At 61.2% G+C, this 14668-nt stretch carries 12 protein-coding genes; 1 reads left to right on the top strand and 11 read right to left on the bottom strand.

The window, feature by feature from the left end; translation table 11 throughout:
- Nucleotides 1–5 precede the first annotated feature (5 nt).
- Nucleotides 6–299, top strand: a complete 294-nt coding sequence (locus HGB51_RS09785) for a helix-turn-helix domain-containing protein (protein ID WP_070207438.1) — start codon at nucleotides 6–8, stop codon at nucleotides 297–299.
- Nucleotides 300–317: 18 nt separating this feature from the next.
- Here the strand turns inward: HGB51_RS09785 and HGB51_RS09780 are convergent, their stop codons facing one another.
- From HGB51_RS09780 to HGB51_RS09730, 11 genes are all read right to left on the bottom strand, one after another.
- Nucleotides 318–1208 carry a LysR family transcriptional regulator gene (locus HGB51_RS09780; protein ID WP_003050005.1) on the bottom strand — a complete coding sequence of 297 codons (891 nt, stop codon included), beginning with the start codon at nucleotides 1206–1208 and terminating at the stop codon, nucleotides 318–320.
- A 187-nt stretch (nucleotides 1209–1395) separates the two neighbouring features.
- Nucleotides 1396–2913 carry a thymidine phosphorylase family protein gene (locus tag HGB51_RS09775; protein ID WP_020307800.1) on the bottom strand — a complete coding sequence of 506 codons (1518 nt, stop codon included), beginning with the start codon at nucleotides 2911–2913 and terminating at the stop codon, nucleotides 1396–1398.
- Nucleotides 2910–4268 (bottom strand): MBL fold metallo-hydrolase RNA specificity domain-containing protein, encoded by a 1359-nt coding sequence (locus HGB51_RS09770; protein ID WP_020307801.1) that lies wholly within the window; start codon nucleotides 4266–4268, stop codon nucleotides 2910–2912. Before HGB51_RS09770 ends, HGB51_RS09775 begins: the two co-directional genes overlap by 4 nt.
- Before the next feature lie 83 nt (nucleotides 4269–4351).
- Nucleotides 4352–6682 (bottom strand): phosphoketolase family protein, encoded by a 2331-nt coding sequence (locus tag HGB51_RS09765; protein ID WP_020307802.1) that lies wholly within the window; start codon nucleotides 6680–6682, stop codon nucleotides 4352–4354.
- Nucleotides 6683–6720: 38 nt separating this feature from the next.
- Nucleotides 6721–7617: a ribose-phosphate pyrophosphokinase gene (locus tag HGB51_RS09760; RefSeq protein ID WP_003050021.1), complete on the bottom strand. Its 897-nt coding sequence runs from the start codon at nucleotides 7615–7617 to the stop codon at nucleotides 6721–6723.
- 203 nt (nucleotides 7618–7820) lie between these two features.
- Nucleotides 7821–8894 (bottom strand): lipid A deacylase LpxR family protein, encoded by a 1074-nt coding sequence (locus tag HGB51_RS09755; protein WP_018715726.1) that lies wholly within the window; start codon nucleotides 8892–8894, stop codon nucleotides 7821–7823.
- Nucleotides 8891–9385: a universal stress protein gene (locus HGB51_RS09750; RefSeq protein WP_018715727.1), complete on the bottom strand. Its 495-nt coding sequence runs from the start codon at nucleotides 9383–9385 to the stop codon at nucleotides 8891–8893. Before HGB51_RS09750 ends, HGB51_RS09755 begins: the two co-directional genes overlap by 4 nt.
- Before the next feature lie 87 nt (nucleotides 9386–9472).
- Entirely contained in the window at nucleotides 9473–11224 is a 1752-nt protein-coding gene (locus HGB51_RS09745; RefSeq protein ID WP_020307805.1) for a PHA/PHB synthase family protein, read from the bottom strand.
- Nucleotides 11225–11367: 143 nt separating this feature from the next.
- Nucleotides 11368–12573, bottom strand: a complete 1206-nt coding sequence (gene gltS / locus HGB51_RS09740; protein ID WP_003050035.1) for a sodium/glutamate symporter — start codon at nucleotides 12571–12573, stop codon at nucleotides 11368–11370.
- On the bottom strand, nucleotides 12570–13808 hold the full coding sequence (locus tag HGB51_RS09735; RefSeq protein WP_003050037.1) for an acetate/propionate family kinase: 1239 nt from the start codon (nucleotides 13806–13808) through the stop codon (nucleotides 12570–12572). Before HGB51_RS09735 ends, gltS begins: the two co-directional genes overlap by 4 nt.
- A gap of 79 nt (nucleotides 13809–13887) precedes the next feature.
- A complete protein-coding gene (locus HGB51_RS09730; protein ID WP_003050039.1) occupies nucleotides 13888–14640 on the bottom strand; it encodes an SDR family NAD(P)-dependent oxidoreductase in 753 nt (250 codons plus the stop codon).
- Nucleotides 14641–14668 lie beyond the last annotated feature (28 nt).

Below are 14668 nucleotides of genomic sequence, written 5' to 3'. Positions count from 1 at the left end.
TGGTGATGCAGAAGCGCAGCGTTCAACCGGGCCGCCCCCCTGGCACAACCACCTATGAAGCCGAGCCGGCACTGGCCTTCGGCCAAGCGGTGCGTGCTGCCCGCTTGGCGCAGGGAGTCGCTCAGGATGAATTCGCGTCCATGGCTGGTATAGCTCGCTCGCATATGGGCAAGATCGAGCGTAGGGAGCACATGCCCACGCTCGCATTGATACTGAAAATCTCCGCTGCCCTCAGCATAAGTGCGGCAGAGCTGATGAGTGCAACGGAACGCAATCTTCGTGCCGATGCCCAATCTTAAGTGGTGCGGTCCGTTGCGTCAGTCGCTCGAAGGGTCCCGGAGGCGGTCGATAAATCGCACCAGCGAAGCCGATGAGTTGCTGCTTTCGAGTCGAAGCAGGTAGGTGGTGATCACGGCTGTATCCAGCGCCAATGGACGGATCACCACGTCCGGTCGCTGGCTGACCGGAATCTTGGTCGCCGTCATGAAGCCCACGCCGTAGCCGGCACCGACCAAGGTGAGCATCATGTCCAGCGAGGAAACCTCCTCAACGACATTCAGTTTGTGTTCCTGGGTCTGCAGGAGGCGCGCCAACTCGCGGCAGTAGCCTTCGCACACCTGGGGATCGCACAGGACAAGAGGATGCCCCCGGAGTTCATGGAGTGGAACCTCCTTGTGGACGAGCAGTGCGTGCCGGGCTGGCAAGGCGACCACCAGCGGGTCCTGCCAGATAGGTTCGGCGACGATGCCATCACCGACGTCGGCGGTATGAGCGAATCCGATGCAGAAGTCGCCCGAGCGCAGGCCGCGCAACTGCTCGGCCAAAGGCACTTCGGACATCCGTATCTCGATCTCGGGTTCTTCGGCACGGCAACGGGCTAGAAACGCCGACAGCCGGGGATCGAGCGCGCCGTCGGATACGGCGATGCGCAGGCTGCCTCGCAAGCCCGCCGCGACAGCCTTGACGTTCTCGCGGGCCTGCTCCAGGACGGTGAATAGCCGGCGAGTGTCCTGCAGGAACACGGCACCCGCAGCGGTCAGTCGGGTGCCCCGGCGGTCCCGGTCGAAGAGCACAGCGCCTAACTCGTCCTCAAGCTCCTTGATGGCGCGGGACAGAGGAGGTTGCTCAATGTGAAGACGCTCAGCCGCCCGTGTGAAATGAAGTTCTTCGGCCAAAACGATAAAGCAACGCAGGTGCCGCAGTTCCATGAGCAATGTTCCTATTCAGGCGCTGACGACCTCCTTCTGTTTGCTCCACGCGATGCAGGTTGAAAACTTCTTTTAAGCGATGTTTTTTCATATGTTCTTGAGCATGAGATGTAGGCGTTCAACTTTTCCAAACGAGAGGCCGGGCTGTGTTTGACCGAGCATTCAAGAGCCCTGTTTATCCACGGCGCTAAGGTTCAATCTTTACAATGTCCCCAATGCCTTGTACGTATGCGAGTGCATAGGCCATCTCTCCAGAGGTTTGCGCATGCAAAAACATCAATGGTTGTCCGCGTGTTATCTCGTCACCTAAGCGCACCTGCAATTGAATCCCTGCGGCTGGACTCTCAGGCGCACCGGCCAATTTGGCTAAACGAGAAAGCTTACGGTTGTCGATGTGTACTGCTCGGCCTGAAGTGGTTGCCAAAAGCGGTTCGACATAGAGAGCTTGGGGCGGCTCACGAAATCCCCCCTGAGCCGCGCAGATTCTCTGAAATTTTTCCCACGCGCGGCCACTGCTGATCGTCTCATGAGCCAACCGAAGTCCCTCCCCTTCTTTGGCGACGCCGCCAAGCTCAAGCACCGCGCCCGCCACCAACGCCACGCGGTCACATAGGTCTTGCGGCGCATCCGCCTCGTTGCGCAATACGGCCAACACGTCGCGCGCCTCCAACGCCGGGCCGATACCTCTGCCGACAGGCTGATTCCCGTCTGTAAACAGGCAACGCAATACAAGGCCAAATGACGCGGCGACTTCCGAAAGGTGATGCGCAAGATGCTCGGCAGTTTCCCGGCTGCGGACTTTTGCGGTTGGCCCAACCGGAATATCGATCACGATGTGGGTCGCCCCTGCTGCAATCTTCTTGGATAACACCGAGGCAATCAGTTGTCCTTGCGTGTCGATATCCAGTTCACGCTCAATACGCACGAAGATGTCGTCCGCGGGGCTGAGGTGCATCGCGCCGCCCCACGCCACGCATCCACCCTCTTTCTCCACGACCTTTCTGAGCGTATCCAGGTCCAGGTCTACAGGAGCCAGCGTTTCCATGGTGTCCGCGGTGCCAGCGGGAGAGGTGATGGCGCGTGATGAGGTCTTGGGCATCACCAATCCATTGGCTGCGGCGATGGCAACCACCAACGGCGTGGTGCGATTTCCCGGTAATCCGCCCACGCAATGCTTGTCCACAACAATCGGAGCCTGCCATTGCAGGTGATCCCCGACATCGACCATCGCACGGGTGAGATGGATGGTCTCTTGCATATCCAGAGGCAGTACCGCCGTTGCGGTCAGGAAGGCCGAAAGTGCGACATCGGTATAGCGACCATCGACCACATCACGGACGATCGCCTGCAACTCCGTCGTTTGCAGTCGGTGGCCGTGAATTCGCGCACGCACGGCCGACAACGATTCGAGCAGCGGAGGATGCCGAACCTGCACAAGATCGCCCTCATGAATGTCCAGGGCATCCCAGGCGGCCTCGGACAGAGCGATCTGTCCGGTTTTGAGCAGATCGCTGTCGATTTGGTACAGTAGCGCTTGCACAGTGCGGTCGCCGGCAATGATCAGTACCTGTGACCGCGGTGCCAGCCCTTCGGCACGGCAGACATGGCAATCGGTACGCATCAAGACGACGGGTTGATGCTGGGCATGCAGTCGCATGCGCAATGCTTGCAAGGCGGGTGTCTGGGGCGTGATGCGGGCACTCACAGGGCGAACTCCTGGTTTTGCATGGGCACCGATGCGTGCCAATTGAGTTCGCGCTGGATACGTTCGCGCAGCGCCTCAGAGGCATCAGATTCACCGTGAACAATGAACACTCTTTCCGGCGCCTTGGTAAAGCCGCGCAGCCATCGCATCAGCTCATCGCTGTCGGCATGAGCCGACAACATCGCAAGCTCGGCGACCTCTGCCTTGATCGGCATCCAGCGTCCATGGATCTTGACTTCGCGAGCGCCCTCAAGCAGCTTGCGCCCGCGCGTACCTGCTGCTTGGAATCCAGAGAACAGCAGCGTGTTCTGATGGCTACCGCCAAACGCTTCTATGTGATGCAGCACGCGGCCGCCGGTGGCCATGCCGCTGGCGGAAATAATCACCTTGGGGTATCGATTCGCCGATAGCGCCTTGGACTCTTCAACGTCGCGCACGTATGTGACTTCTGAGAATGCCGTCTCGAAATCGTGTTGAGCGAGCTTGTGGTCGTCGGCATGGCGGTGCAGCAGCGCAGTTGCGCTGGTGGCCATGGGACTGTCCAGATAGACGGGCACGTTGCGGAGCCGACCGCGCTGTCGCAACAGCCATAGGTCATAGATCAACGACTGCGCGCGTCCTACGGCAAAAGCGGGAATCACTACGGTGCCTCCGCGGCGAGTCGTACGCTCGATGATGTCGCCTAGCGCTTCGACGGCATCGGAACGGTCATGATGACGATTGCCATAGGTGGACTCGATGATGATGTAGTCCGCTTCCGTGACGGGTTCAGGATCAGGCATGACCGCATCGTCATAGCGGCCCAGGTCGCCGGAGAACACCAAACGCTTGCCGCCGATGTCGATCTGCGCCGTCGCCGCTCCAAGAATGTGGCCGGCCCTGCGTAGAACCAGGCGTGCACCGCCCGGCAATACCGTCTCCTGATGCAGTGGCACGGGCTTGAACTGCAAGAGCGTGCGTTCGGCATCTCGGACCCGATACAGGGCAAGGGCTGGCTTGTGCTTGGAAAATCCCTTCCGGTTGGCGAACTCGGCATCCTTCTCCTGCAACCAAGCACTGTCGAGCAGGATGAGTTCGGCGACGTCCCGTGTGGCTGGCGTCGAGAAAATCTTCCCGCGGAACCCGTTCAGCACCAATCGGGGGAGATATCCACAATGATCCAGGTGCGCGTGCGTCAGTACAACCGCATCGATGTCCTTGGACTCAACGACAAGATGCTGCCAGTTCAGCTCGCGCAGGTTCTTCAGTCCTTGGAAAAGTCCGCAGTCGATCAGGATGCGGGTACTGCCATATGTGATCAGGTGTTTGGAGCCGGTGACGGTACCGGCACCGCCCAGGCTGGTCAGTGAGAGCATGAAGTTGTCTCCTCGCTTGTTGGTGGGTTGTGAAATCAGGAGCTGGCGCGGTCACTGCGGACCGTGTCAGAACCACTTGAAATTCACGCGTCGGTCGCGGCAGCAGCAGCCTGCGAACTGTTCCAGCCGGTCACTTGCGCAGCGGCATAGATGGCATCCACCCAGGTGCATCGATTGGCGATCAGCATTCCAGCCACATCGAGGGTGCCGCCGTGGTTGATGTAGCCCAAAGCCCGCGTCTTCGAAGGGCCGCTGTCAATGCGGCGAAGCACGCCCAGCATCGGCTCAGGGCGGGTATGGCTTATCAACACGCGCGGCAGGTGAGGCGGGAAGAGCGCTTGCAGGGATTCGTCACCGAGCACGAAGGCGGCCTCAAGTTCGTCTCGCGGAATGCGTAGACGGCCGGGCTCGACCACCACGGTGATGCACGACGCAAGCCCATGGTGCTCCAGGCGGGCATGGGCTTTGAGCGCTTCCTCCAACTGGTAGGCGCCAATCGCTACGAATTGCAGTTGTGCGGTGGACGGATCGCCGGCTACATGGGCTGCTCCATGCTCGATCAGCGATTGAGCCGCGGCGGCACTGAAGTGATTCGGCGTGTCGCGCTTGGAGACCACCACACAAGCCACTTGGCCGCGGCTGGCGTAGACCGCTCGCAACGCGGCGCACGCCGTGTTTTCATCCACCGGGAACAACACGCGTGCGGTGTCCGACATCTCCCCCAGCAATGCTTCGCCAATGGTCGGGTCCTGGTGTGACTGCTCGTTCTTGCTGTTCTCCCAGGTGTGGGATGTGACGATCAGCGGGACGGAGATCCAGCCTGGCGGCTGGCCCAGCTCCTTCTGCCGACGCGCGAAGATGATCTCCTGGCGCATCAATCCAAGCATCTTGACCGCGAATGCCTCGTAGCTGACGATCAGGTTCAGCCCCCCTTTGTTGGCGAGGGCGGCGGCCGCAACGGCTTCTTCATTGAGTGCGGTGACCACCGAGCCATCCGTCGATTCCGGGACGCCGGGTTCGGGCACGTTGACGCGGTGCTTGAGCAGCGCCAGAGTGGCCCCCATCTTGTTGCTGGCCAGTTCGTCGGGATTGCCGATCCGGATGCGCAACTGTGGATTTGCCTGCACCAGCTCCACGAACCAACGGTCCAGTGCGGACATGGCGCTGCCCGATACCTCCGTTGGCGCCCAGGCCGGCATCGGCAGATGAGGGCTCGCTGGATGGCGTAGGGCCATGGGGTGCTCGCTTTCGCGCGAGCGCTGGCTCTGGCCGTGATTCGCAAGGACGGTGAGCGCGTTTTCCAGTTCGCTCTCGGGCACGAACAGCGCCGCAGCCCCTGCGTTGAAGGCCTCGCGTGCCTGCGCATCCTCGCGCGGATTGCCGTTCAGCGGCAGGTTGTGGGCGGCATTGGTCGCCGCGCCCGGGAAGCCAAAACCTTTCTCCGTCTCGGCGATCACGTAGGGCAGCTTGACCGGATAGCGCCGATCCGAGCGTGCGGCGAAGGCGCTCAGCGTGTCTTCGGCTTCAACAATGGCCCATGCGATCGCCATCGGATCACGTCCATCAACGATGACGGGATCGAAGCCGTTGTGGCGCAGATCTTCGGCCAGCCAGGTAGCGCCACCTTCCTGCACGATCTGGGTGCGCTGCTCGATGCGCCGTCCGTTGAGAATCATGACCGGGATGGCGAAGCCGCAGTCCTCGGCGCGCCACCAGCGCGGCGCCCAGTCCGAGCCACGGTGTTCCTCGAAAGCGCCATCACTGAGGAATGCCACCAGGCTTTCTCCCGGCAACGGCGTGTGCACATACTGCAGCCCGGCGAACCCCAGATAGCCGCCTTCGGAGATCGCGCCGGCCGTGTTCGGCCCGGCATGGCTACCCAGCGGTACCGCGGGCCGACCCTGCTTATCGATGGCATAGGAGTAGAAGTCCGCGATCAAACGCGACAGGCCCGCCTCGCTGCGGTCGTAGCGTCCACGCTGGGCGGCGGATACATCGCCGGTCAGTGCGTTCACCGCCTCGATCGCGGCCACGCAGTGCCCCTGCCCCATGAGCCAGCCGCGTGTCGTCCCGGTCAGCGCGTTGGCCAACAGATAACCCACGAAGGCTGGCACCATGTTGAGCGAGCCGCCGGTGTGGCCTTCGGGCGTTTGTTTGAAATCATCGGAGCCCAGTGGGCAGCCGCTTCGGTCGATGCGCCGGGCATAGGTCATATGCGCCACTACGCTCATGGCCGTGCAGGCCACCCGGTCGGCTGCAGCCAGCAGCGCATGGGCCGAGGCTTCGTCTGCTATACGCCTTTGCGCGACCAGACGTTGCACTAGGGCCTGCATACGTTCGATGGTTTCAGACCTGTGCGCGATGGGCCCGTAACCAGCACGCCAATCGGTTGCGAGGTTAGCTTGAGAGGACATTTCAGGTCTCCTTGAAAATAGTTGGATCGATAAAAAGATCAGCCTCGCGGATCGGTTTTCCCGCTAGAGAGAGCGTCGGCAATCAGCGAAGCGAGACCAATCCGGTTGCTCGGATGCGGTACTGCGTCGGTGGACGTAATTCGGGCAAACAACGGTGTCAATTGGGCCCAGGCATCCTCGGCGAACAGGGCATGCACCACTACGCACTCCGGCTTGCGCATTCCTTGCTCGGCGAGCTTGCGCGCCGCGACGGCGAGCGTGCGGCCTGATGATGCGATGTCGTCCACAAGCACCGGCGTTCTGCCGCGCCAGATCGACAGGTCGGGAACATCGATGTCCACGCTGCGATCGCCATGGCGTGTCTTGCGAAGCACAGCGTGCGGTACGCCGATGCGGGACGCGATGGCGCCGGCCCACTGCTCGCTTTCCTCGTCGGGGCCCACGATCAAAGGTTCTTCGACATGATTCGCGATCCAGTCGGCCAGCAGTGGTGCGGCATGCAAGGTGATGGTGGGGATCGTGTAGACCGCTGATAGTGTCGGATAGCGGTGCAGATGCGGATCCACCGTGAGCAGCTTGTCGAAGGTCGATGAGACCAGACGTGCGAAGGACCGCGACGTCACGCTTTCTCCGTCATGGAATCGCTTGTCCTGGCGCATGTAGGCCAGATACGGTGCGATCAGGTTCACCTCTTGCGCGCCAAGTTCGCGCGCCGCGTCAGCGGCAAAAGCCAGAAGCAGGAACTGCGGATCAGGATGGGCCAGCGTGCAAATCACATCCACGATCCGATCGGCAGGTTCGCCATGCAACCGGACATAGCTCTCGCCATCGGGGAATCGGCGCGTTTCGATGCGGCCGGCTTCGCTGCCGCATGCCTGCGCGATGCCGCGGGCCAGATCTTCATTGCCGGGTAGGGCCAGGGTGAGTCGTTGCATCCATTTATCTCCTTATTTGTTGTCCTTGGTCTCTTATCGAGCGCGGGTGCCTTATCGTTCAGCTCGCTGTGTTCACCTTGCCAACTGGCTAATGACGACGGCATTGGCAGTACTGCGTCGACGTGGTAGCTCCACAAGCAACCAGGCTCTTGTCATGAACAGCAACAGAGTGGCTTGCATGGCGTTCAAGGAATCGATCTGCATCAGAATCGCCGTCCTACGGTGATCGTTCCGTAGACCGGGATTTCCTTTTGTCCACGAAATTCGCGGGTGCGGTGGTAGCGGGCTATCGCGATGCGCCAGTTGCCCTGAGTCATCGCGATGCCATAGCCCACATCGGCCACGAATGGCCGTTTATCAACACTATGACTGGACTTGAACGTATTGCCGTCCAACGTGATGTCGTGCAAAACCCAGCGACCGTCGAGTGCCACGAACAGGTGCCCGTTCCAGTTGCTGCCAGCGGTCTTACGCACGGGCGAGGTGTTTTCTCCAGCCGGGCGCAGCGGTGCGGTGCCTAAGTCGTCCGGCAGGCGTAGGCCATAGCGCAGTTCTCCGCCGACATTCGCGTAGGTGGCGAAATTGCCCAAGCTGCCGCCCCAGTGGCGGGTCAGATCCCAACCCCAACCGCTGACGTTTTCTTGCCTGATGACTCGTGTTCGGCGTTCGTGGAGCAACTGCAGCACGGGTTCGTCGCGCAGTTGATGTCTCCAGCCATTGAATCTGTCCACTCCGACGGTGTCATGCCACCAGTTCTGGACTTGCCTGGCCTGGGAGGAGGGCCCCACCACCCCCACGCGGAGTTGCGAAGTGCGCAGCGTATCGCCCCGCCTCGCGTTATAGCCAAGGCTCAACATCAAGGCGCCCGCGAAAGGACGATCATCCTTGATGAGATCGCTGCGCGTTTTGTCGTTCGGGGTGTACATCATCTGCCCGAAGCCGATGGTCATGTTCTGTTCGTCGAAGCCTTGGGGTTGGAGCATCGTGAGAAAGCGATTCAGCCCACGGACGAGACGCGGTAGACAAGGGTCATCGCTATAGTCCACGAGGTTGGGGGAAACCCAACTGGCGAGAAACCCGTTGGAGTACCCTTGGTCTTGTCCAATGCCGCCGAACATGTCGTTGTCGATCCGCAGATTGAGCGTTCCCGTTGAGCGCAGCGGGTTGTCCTGGTGGCAGGACTGGGCCTGTGCGGAGGCGCTCAGCAATAGCAGCAGCAAGGGGGCTGCGACTTTCAGCCTCCATTCAGTTTGGTCGGTGGACTGAACCTTCGTCACGCTGGCGTGCCACCCTGCCCAGGGGTTGCAGTCGCAATGACCGATTGGGGCTGGCGCACCAGCATCACCGGAACTGGTGCGATGCGAGCGAGCTGCTCTGCATCGCTTCCCATCAGCAGCCTGTCCACGCCCCGGCGTCCGTGAGTACCCAACACCACCAACTCGCATTGAGTGGTCAGTGCCTGCTGAGCGATGAGCACCGAGACGCGCTCGCCCTTGCTTTCCAGAAGGACGGTCTCAACCGCCAGGCCTTCCTGCCTCAGCCGCAGCGCCGCCTCGTCCAGCAGCTTCTGCCCGGCCGCCAGGAAGCCCGGCCTCACTTCTTCAATATAGATCCTCGGCCTCTCGAAGCCGTTGCTGTGCTTCATCTCCTCGATGACGTGCAGCAAGACGATGGTTGCGCCATTCAGGCGTGCCAGCACCGCAGCGTGGTGGAGCGCCAAATCGGCAGTAGGACTTCCGTCGAGCGGAACCAGGATTCTTGAGTACATGAATGTCTCCAGTTATCAGAGTAGAACGGGATGACGAACAGATATTGCGTATACCGTGTCGCAATAGCGGACGCGGGATACGCTTATTCAGTTGCGTACATATTCCCCTGGGGCGTCGCAAACAGTGGGGTATCCACTGGATTCAGCACCTATGAGCGGAGGCGCAACAACATCACCGGAACGCTCTCGCAGCCACGCCGACCATGCGGGCCACCAGGAATCCGGATGCGTCTGCATCGTCGCTTGCCACTCATCCGGCGCCATGTATCCATCACCGGCCGCGCGGGTATGGATTTGATATTGGCGGTTACCTCGGCCGGGCTCGCTCACGATGCCGCCGTTGTGTCCTCCAGTGGTCAGCACGAAAGTCAGCTCGGCCGAAGACAGGAGATGCAGCTTGTAAACCGAGCGCCAAGGCGCAATATGATCCGAGGCAGTGCCGACGCAAAACACCGGTACAGCGATGTCTCCCACTGAAACGGGGCGACCCGTGACGGGATAACGCCCCGCGCTGAGATCGTTATTCAGGTAAAGGCGTCGGAGATACTGCGAATGCATCTTCGCGGGGAGGCGAGTCCCATCGGCATTCCAAGCCATCAGGTCGGTCATTGCCCGGCGATCGCCCAATAGGTATTCGTCAATCATGCGAGACCATATGAGATCGTAGGAACGCAGTAGCTGAAAAGCTCCGCTCATCTGGTCGGAGGTCAAATAACCGGTTTGAGCCATGCTGGCTTCCAACAGCGCCACTTGACTCTCGTTGATGAAAAGACTCAGCTCGCCCGGTTCGCTGAAGTCCGTCTGTGCGGCAAGCAGGCTTACCGACACCAGCCGCGTATCGCCATCACGCGCCATGGCTGAAGCACCAATGGCCAGTAGCGTTCCGCCCAGGCAATAACCAGCCGCGTGGACTCCATGCCCGGGGACGACGGAAGTCACAGCGTCCAGCGCTGCATGCAGGCCGAACTCCAGGTACTCATCCATGCCCAAATCTCGATCCTCAGCATCCGGATTTCTCCAGGAGATGCAAAAAACCGTATGCCCTTGCGCAACCAGATACCGTATCAGCGAGTTATGCGGTGACAGATCCAGTACGTAGTACTTCATGATCCAGGCAGGAATGATCAGGATCGGTTCGGGATGGACTTTCTCGGTAGTGGGCGTGTACTGAATCAGTTCGATCAGTCGATTTCTCAGAACGACTTTTCCTTCCGTGACCGCTACGTCGCGCCCAACGACGAAGTTCTCCGTTCCCGCGGGAGGCTGGCCGGATAGTTGCCGACGCAAGTCGTCGAGAAAGTTGGACGTCCCCCGCGCTAGATTGGCGCCTTGCTCTGCGATGGTTCTTTTCAGGACAACGGGGTTGAAAACCGCAGCGTTGGCGGGCGAAAGCATTTCCAGCCACTGTTTGGCGCCAAACGCCAGCAGGCGTTGGTGTTTCGGATCCACTCCCCACACCCCCTGCGTGGCCTGCTCCCACCATTTGGTCTGATTGACGAATGAACTGCGGAAAAGGTCGTAGGGCCATTGATCCCATGCAGGATCGTTGAAGCGGCGGTCATTGACAGGTGACCGGTCAGGAGCGGTGGCTCCCCGGTCCGGGTTGGCCGGATTCTTCTTCAATACGGCCATCCATTGCTCGGACAGGGAGGCTGCAAACGCCAAAAGCTCGGCTTGCTTGCCAGGACTGTTTGCTAAATGGCTCGCCCAGTCCACCCACGCGAGCAACGATGTCTCCGGCGAAATAGACGACCAAGCCTGTGCCCAAGCGACATGGGCATCCCCATCCAACTTCGGATTGATGGCTGAGTCGATATTGCCGTTCTTTTTATTCGTCAAAGCGTATTACCTCTATTTCTGCACAAGTAGAAAGAGCCCCTTGCTTGAAAACGGGAGTCGATTGCGATTTCCTGGGCGACGACGCCTCGCCAGCGCGTCAGCGATGTATCCATCTGCCAGCTCGCTCCGCTGTTTCGCTTCGCCTAACCGGCCATCAGGCTGATTACCAGTGCGTTCGCAATATCGATGACGAACCCACATACCAAGGGCACCACAATGAACGCCTCGCGTGCCGCACCATGCTCCCGAGTCACCGCCGTCATGTTGGCGATGGCAGTGGCGGTAGATCCCAGCGCAATACCGCCGAAACCCGCGCACACCACGGCGGCTTGGTAATCCTTGCCCATTGCCCGAAAAACAATCAGCAAAACGAATGCGATGACCAAGGCAATCTGCACCAGCATCGCCGCCGTGATGAAGGCGAGCACGGGCTGCAGTTCCCAGAGCCTGAGTCCCATCAGCGCCATGGTCAGAAACAGGCCCAATGACATGTCGGAAACCAGGGCGATGCCTGGCTGCATGCTCGGCCAGTTCCATAAACGTCCGCGCCCACTTGGCCTCATCCAGTCGGCCGCCATGCGCAGGAGAATTCCGGCCAGCAGGCAGCCCACAAAGGCGGGCAGCGTGACGGCGGTACGCGCGACCAAGGCATTGATTCCGTATCCCAACATCAAGGCGAAGTTGAGCCAGAGCAATGCCAGCAGCAGGCCGTAGTAGTCCAGGCGGGCATGCTGCTCATCCCTGTGCAGCGTGCCAATTTCCAGGGCGCTGTCCCCAGAGGCTTGAAGCCGATGCCTACGCATGAGCAAGCTTGCGACTGGGCCCCCGATGGTGCAGGCCGCGATCAGGCCGATCATGTTCGCTGCCAATCCCAGTTCCTGCGCTTGCGCAATGCCGAGGTTGTGAACGAAGTGATCGGACCAGGCCAAGGTGGTGCCCACGCCTCCTGTCAGGGAAATCGATCCCACCATCAGCCCGGTGCGCGGATCCAGGCCGAAGGCGCGTGCCATCTCCATCCCGGCCAGGTTCTGCAGCACCATGAACCCGATGGCCAACCCCGACAGGATCAGCAAGGGCCGTCCACCATGGCGCAGCGTGCGGGCGTCGGTACCCAGGCCAATGGCCGCAAAGAAGTACAGCAGCAGCGCGTCACGCGCTTCGAGATCGAAACTGATGACGATCCCCGCACCGTAGTACAGGGCGAAGACAACCAGGGCGCAGGCCAAGCCGCCCACCAGGGATTCCGGGATGCTGTATCGACGCAAGATGCCCCAACGCGCAACCAAGCCCTTGCCCACGAACAACAGCAGGATGGCGAGCGTGAATCCATGGAAGGCATCGATCGTCATCGCGCCTTCTCCCTGTCCAGGCAGGACAGCGCATGGCTGGCGGCTATCCACTCTTCGTTGGTGGGCTCGACCGCCACGGTGACCTGACTGTGATCGCTGGAAATCTTCGCCGCGTGGCTGGCGTTGGCATCGGTATCCAAGGCAATGCCCAAAAAGCCCAGCGCCGCACAGATGCGCTCGCGAATGAACGCATTGTGTTCACCGACACCCGCCGTGAACACCAGCATGTCCAGGCCACCCAGCACGGCGACCAAGGCCCCGATCTCGCGTACGATGCGGCGCACGTAAAGGGCCAGTGCCAAGCGCGCTCGCTCCCCCGTTTCGCCTGCATCGTTCTCGTGTCCGACAATGACGCGCGGCTCGGCCGAGATTCCCGAAACGCCGAGCAGGCCGGACTCGTGATAGAGGACGCGCCCCACTTGCTCCAGTGAGAGCTTCTCGATTTCCATCAGGTAGAGCACCGCACCCGGATCGAGCGCGCCGGTGCGGGTGCCCATCATCAGGCCGTCAAGCGCGGAGAAGCCCATGGTGGTGGCCGCGCTTTTGAGTCCACGCATGGCGCACAGACTGGCGCCACTGCCCAGATGGGCAACGACGGTGCGACCGCGCGCGGCGTCGCCATGGCGTTCGGGCAAGGCCACTGCCATGTACTCATACGACAGGCCGTGAAACCCGTACCGACGCAGACCGCGCTCCCATGCGGCATAGGGCAACGGCAGGACCTTCTCGACCTGGGGCAAAGTGTGGTGGAAGGCCGTGTCGAAGCAGGCCATCTGTGGCAGATCTGGCTGCTCCCGCAGCAGGATCTCCACGGCTTCGAGCGCGAATGGCTGGTGCAGCGGGGCCAGAGGAATGTAGCCCTTGAGGTCGGCCAGGACATTCGCGTCCACGCGCACGGGCATGAAGTATTTACTGCCGCCGTGGACGATACGATGGGCGACCGCACCGATCCGGCGGCCGTCGAGCCGCCGGCTGACACGATCGCGGATGAGGCGCAGTGCGGCGCGATACGGATGTGCCGTGTCCAGTTCGATCGAGAACGGCGCAACTCCGGTCTCTCCGAAATCCGGGTTGGCGCCGCCGATTCCCTGCACCTTGCCATTCCACAATGCCTGACGCGGCAGTGGCGCGGCCGAGGAATCGAACACCGCAAACTTGATGCTGGATGAACCGCAGTTCAGCACAAGGATCAGTCCGTGTTCGCGGCGCCCGGAGCGGGCCATGGTGACGTCCATCAGGTCGTCCTCTCTGCGCGCCGTCCGCGCGACTTCGCCGAGGTGTGCGGGGGTGTCTGCTGTCTCATCGTCTTCAGACTCAGCGCGCCGTGTAGCCGCCATCGGCGATGAGCTGGGTGCCCACAAGGAAGCTGCTTCCTTCCGACAGCAAAAACGCCACGGCATGGGCGATTTCGTCCGGTGTACCCAGGCGACCGATCGGATGCAGGCCAACGGCCTCTTGGAGGGCCGATTCATCCAGGAAATCCAGGATGGGCGTACGCACGTAACCGGGATGAATCGAATTGATCCGGATTCCCTTGGACGCATAGGCCAGTCCTGCCGAGCGGGTCAGCCCGGTCACGCCATGTTTGGCTGCGACGTACGCAGGGTTCGCTGCGTCGCCCACCACCCCCAGGATGGAGGAGACGTTGACGATGGCGCCGCCTCCCGAGCGCAGGATGGCGGGAATCTGATGGCGCAGGCCATAGAACACGCCGTTCAGGTTGACATCGATCACCCGGCGCCAGGCGGCAGGGTCCAGTTCTCCCGCCGGGCTCTGGTCGCCACCGATACCGGCGTTGTTGACGGCAAAATGAAGGTCGCCGAACGTATCGACCGCGCAGGCCACGGCAGCCTGGACCTCATCGATGCATGCCACGTCGGCCACGTTGGCCACGGCGTGGCCGCCCTCGGCGTTGATGAGGCTGGTGACGCGCTGCGCATTGTCGGCGCTGACATCGGAGACGACGACATTCAGGCCGTTGCTTGCAAGCAGCCGGGCAATGGCCTCGCCAATGCCAGACCCTGCACCGGTGACCAGGGCTACGCGGCCAGAGAATGAGTACTGCATGGTGTTTCCTCCAAAGGGGTGGTTAAGT

Source organism: Stenotrophomonas bentonitica (assembly GCF_013185915.1).
GTDB classification, from domain to species: domain Bacteria; phylum Pseudomonadota; class Gammaproteobacteria; order Xanthomonadales; family Xanthomonadaceae; genus Stenotrophomonas; species Stenotrophomonas bentonitica.
This window is presented reverse-complemented; position numbering and strand designations above follow the sequence as displayed.

Coding starts and splice junctions, on each gene's coding strand:
- HGB51_RS09735 (WP_003050037.1), bottom strand. CDS start 13,808: ATGGACGTCACCATGGCCCGCTCCGGGCGCCGCGAACACGGACTGATC.
- HGB51_RS09760 (WP_003050021.1), bottom strand. CDS start 7,617: ATGCAACGACTCACCCTGGCCCTACCCGGCAATGAAGATCTGGCCCGC.
- HGB51_RS09780 (WP_003050005.1), bottom strand. CDS start 1,208: ATGGAACTGCGGCACCTGCGTTGCTTTATCGTTTTGGCCGAAGAACTT.
- HGB51_RS09770 (WP_020307801.1), bottom strand. CDS start 4,268: ATGCTCTCACTGACCAGCCTGGGCGGTGCCGGTACCGTCACCGGCTCC.
- HGB51_RS09765 (WP_020307802.1), bottom strand. CDS start 6,682: ATGTCCTCTCAAGCTAACCTCGCAACCGATTGGCGTGCTGGTTACGGG.
- HGB51_RS09730 (WP_003050039.1), bottom strand. CDS start 14,640: ATGCAGTACTCATTCTCTGGCCGCGTAGCCCTGGTCACCGGTGCAGGG.
- gltS (WP_003050035.1), bottom strand. CDS start 12,573: ATGACGATCGATGCCTTCCATGGATTCACGCTCGCCATCCTGCTGTTG.
- HGB51_RS09750 (WP_018715727.1), bottom strand. CDS start 9,385: ATGTACTCAAGAATCCTGGTTCCGCTCGACGGAAGTCCTACTGCCGAT.
- HGB51_RS09785 (WP_070207438.1), top strand. CDS start 6: ATGCAGAAGCGCAGCGTTCAACCGGGCCGCCCCCCTGGCACAACCACC.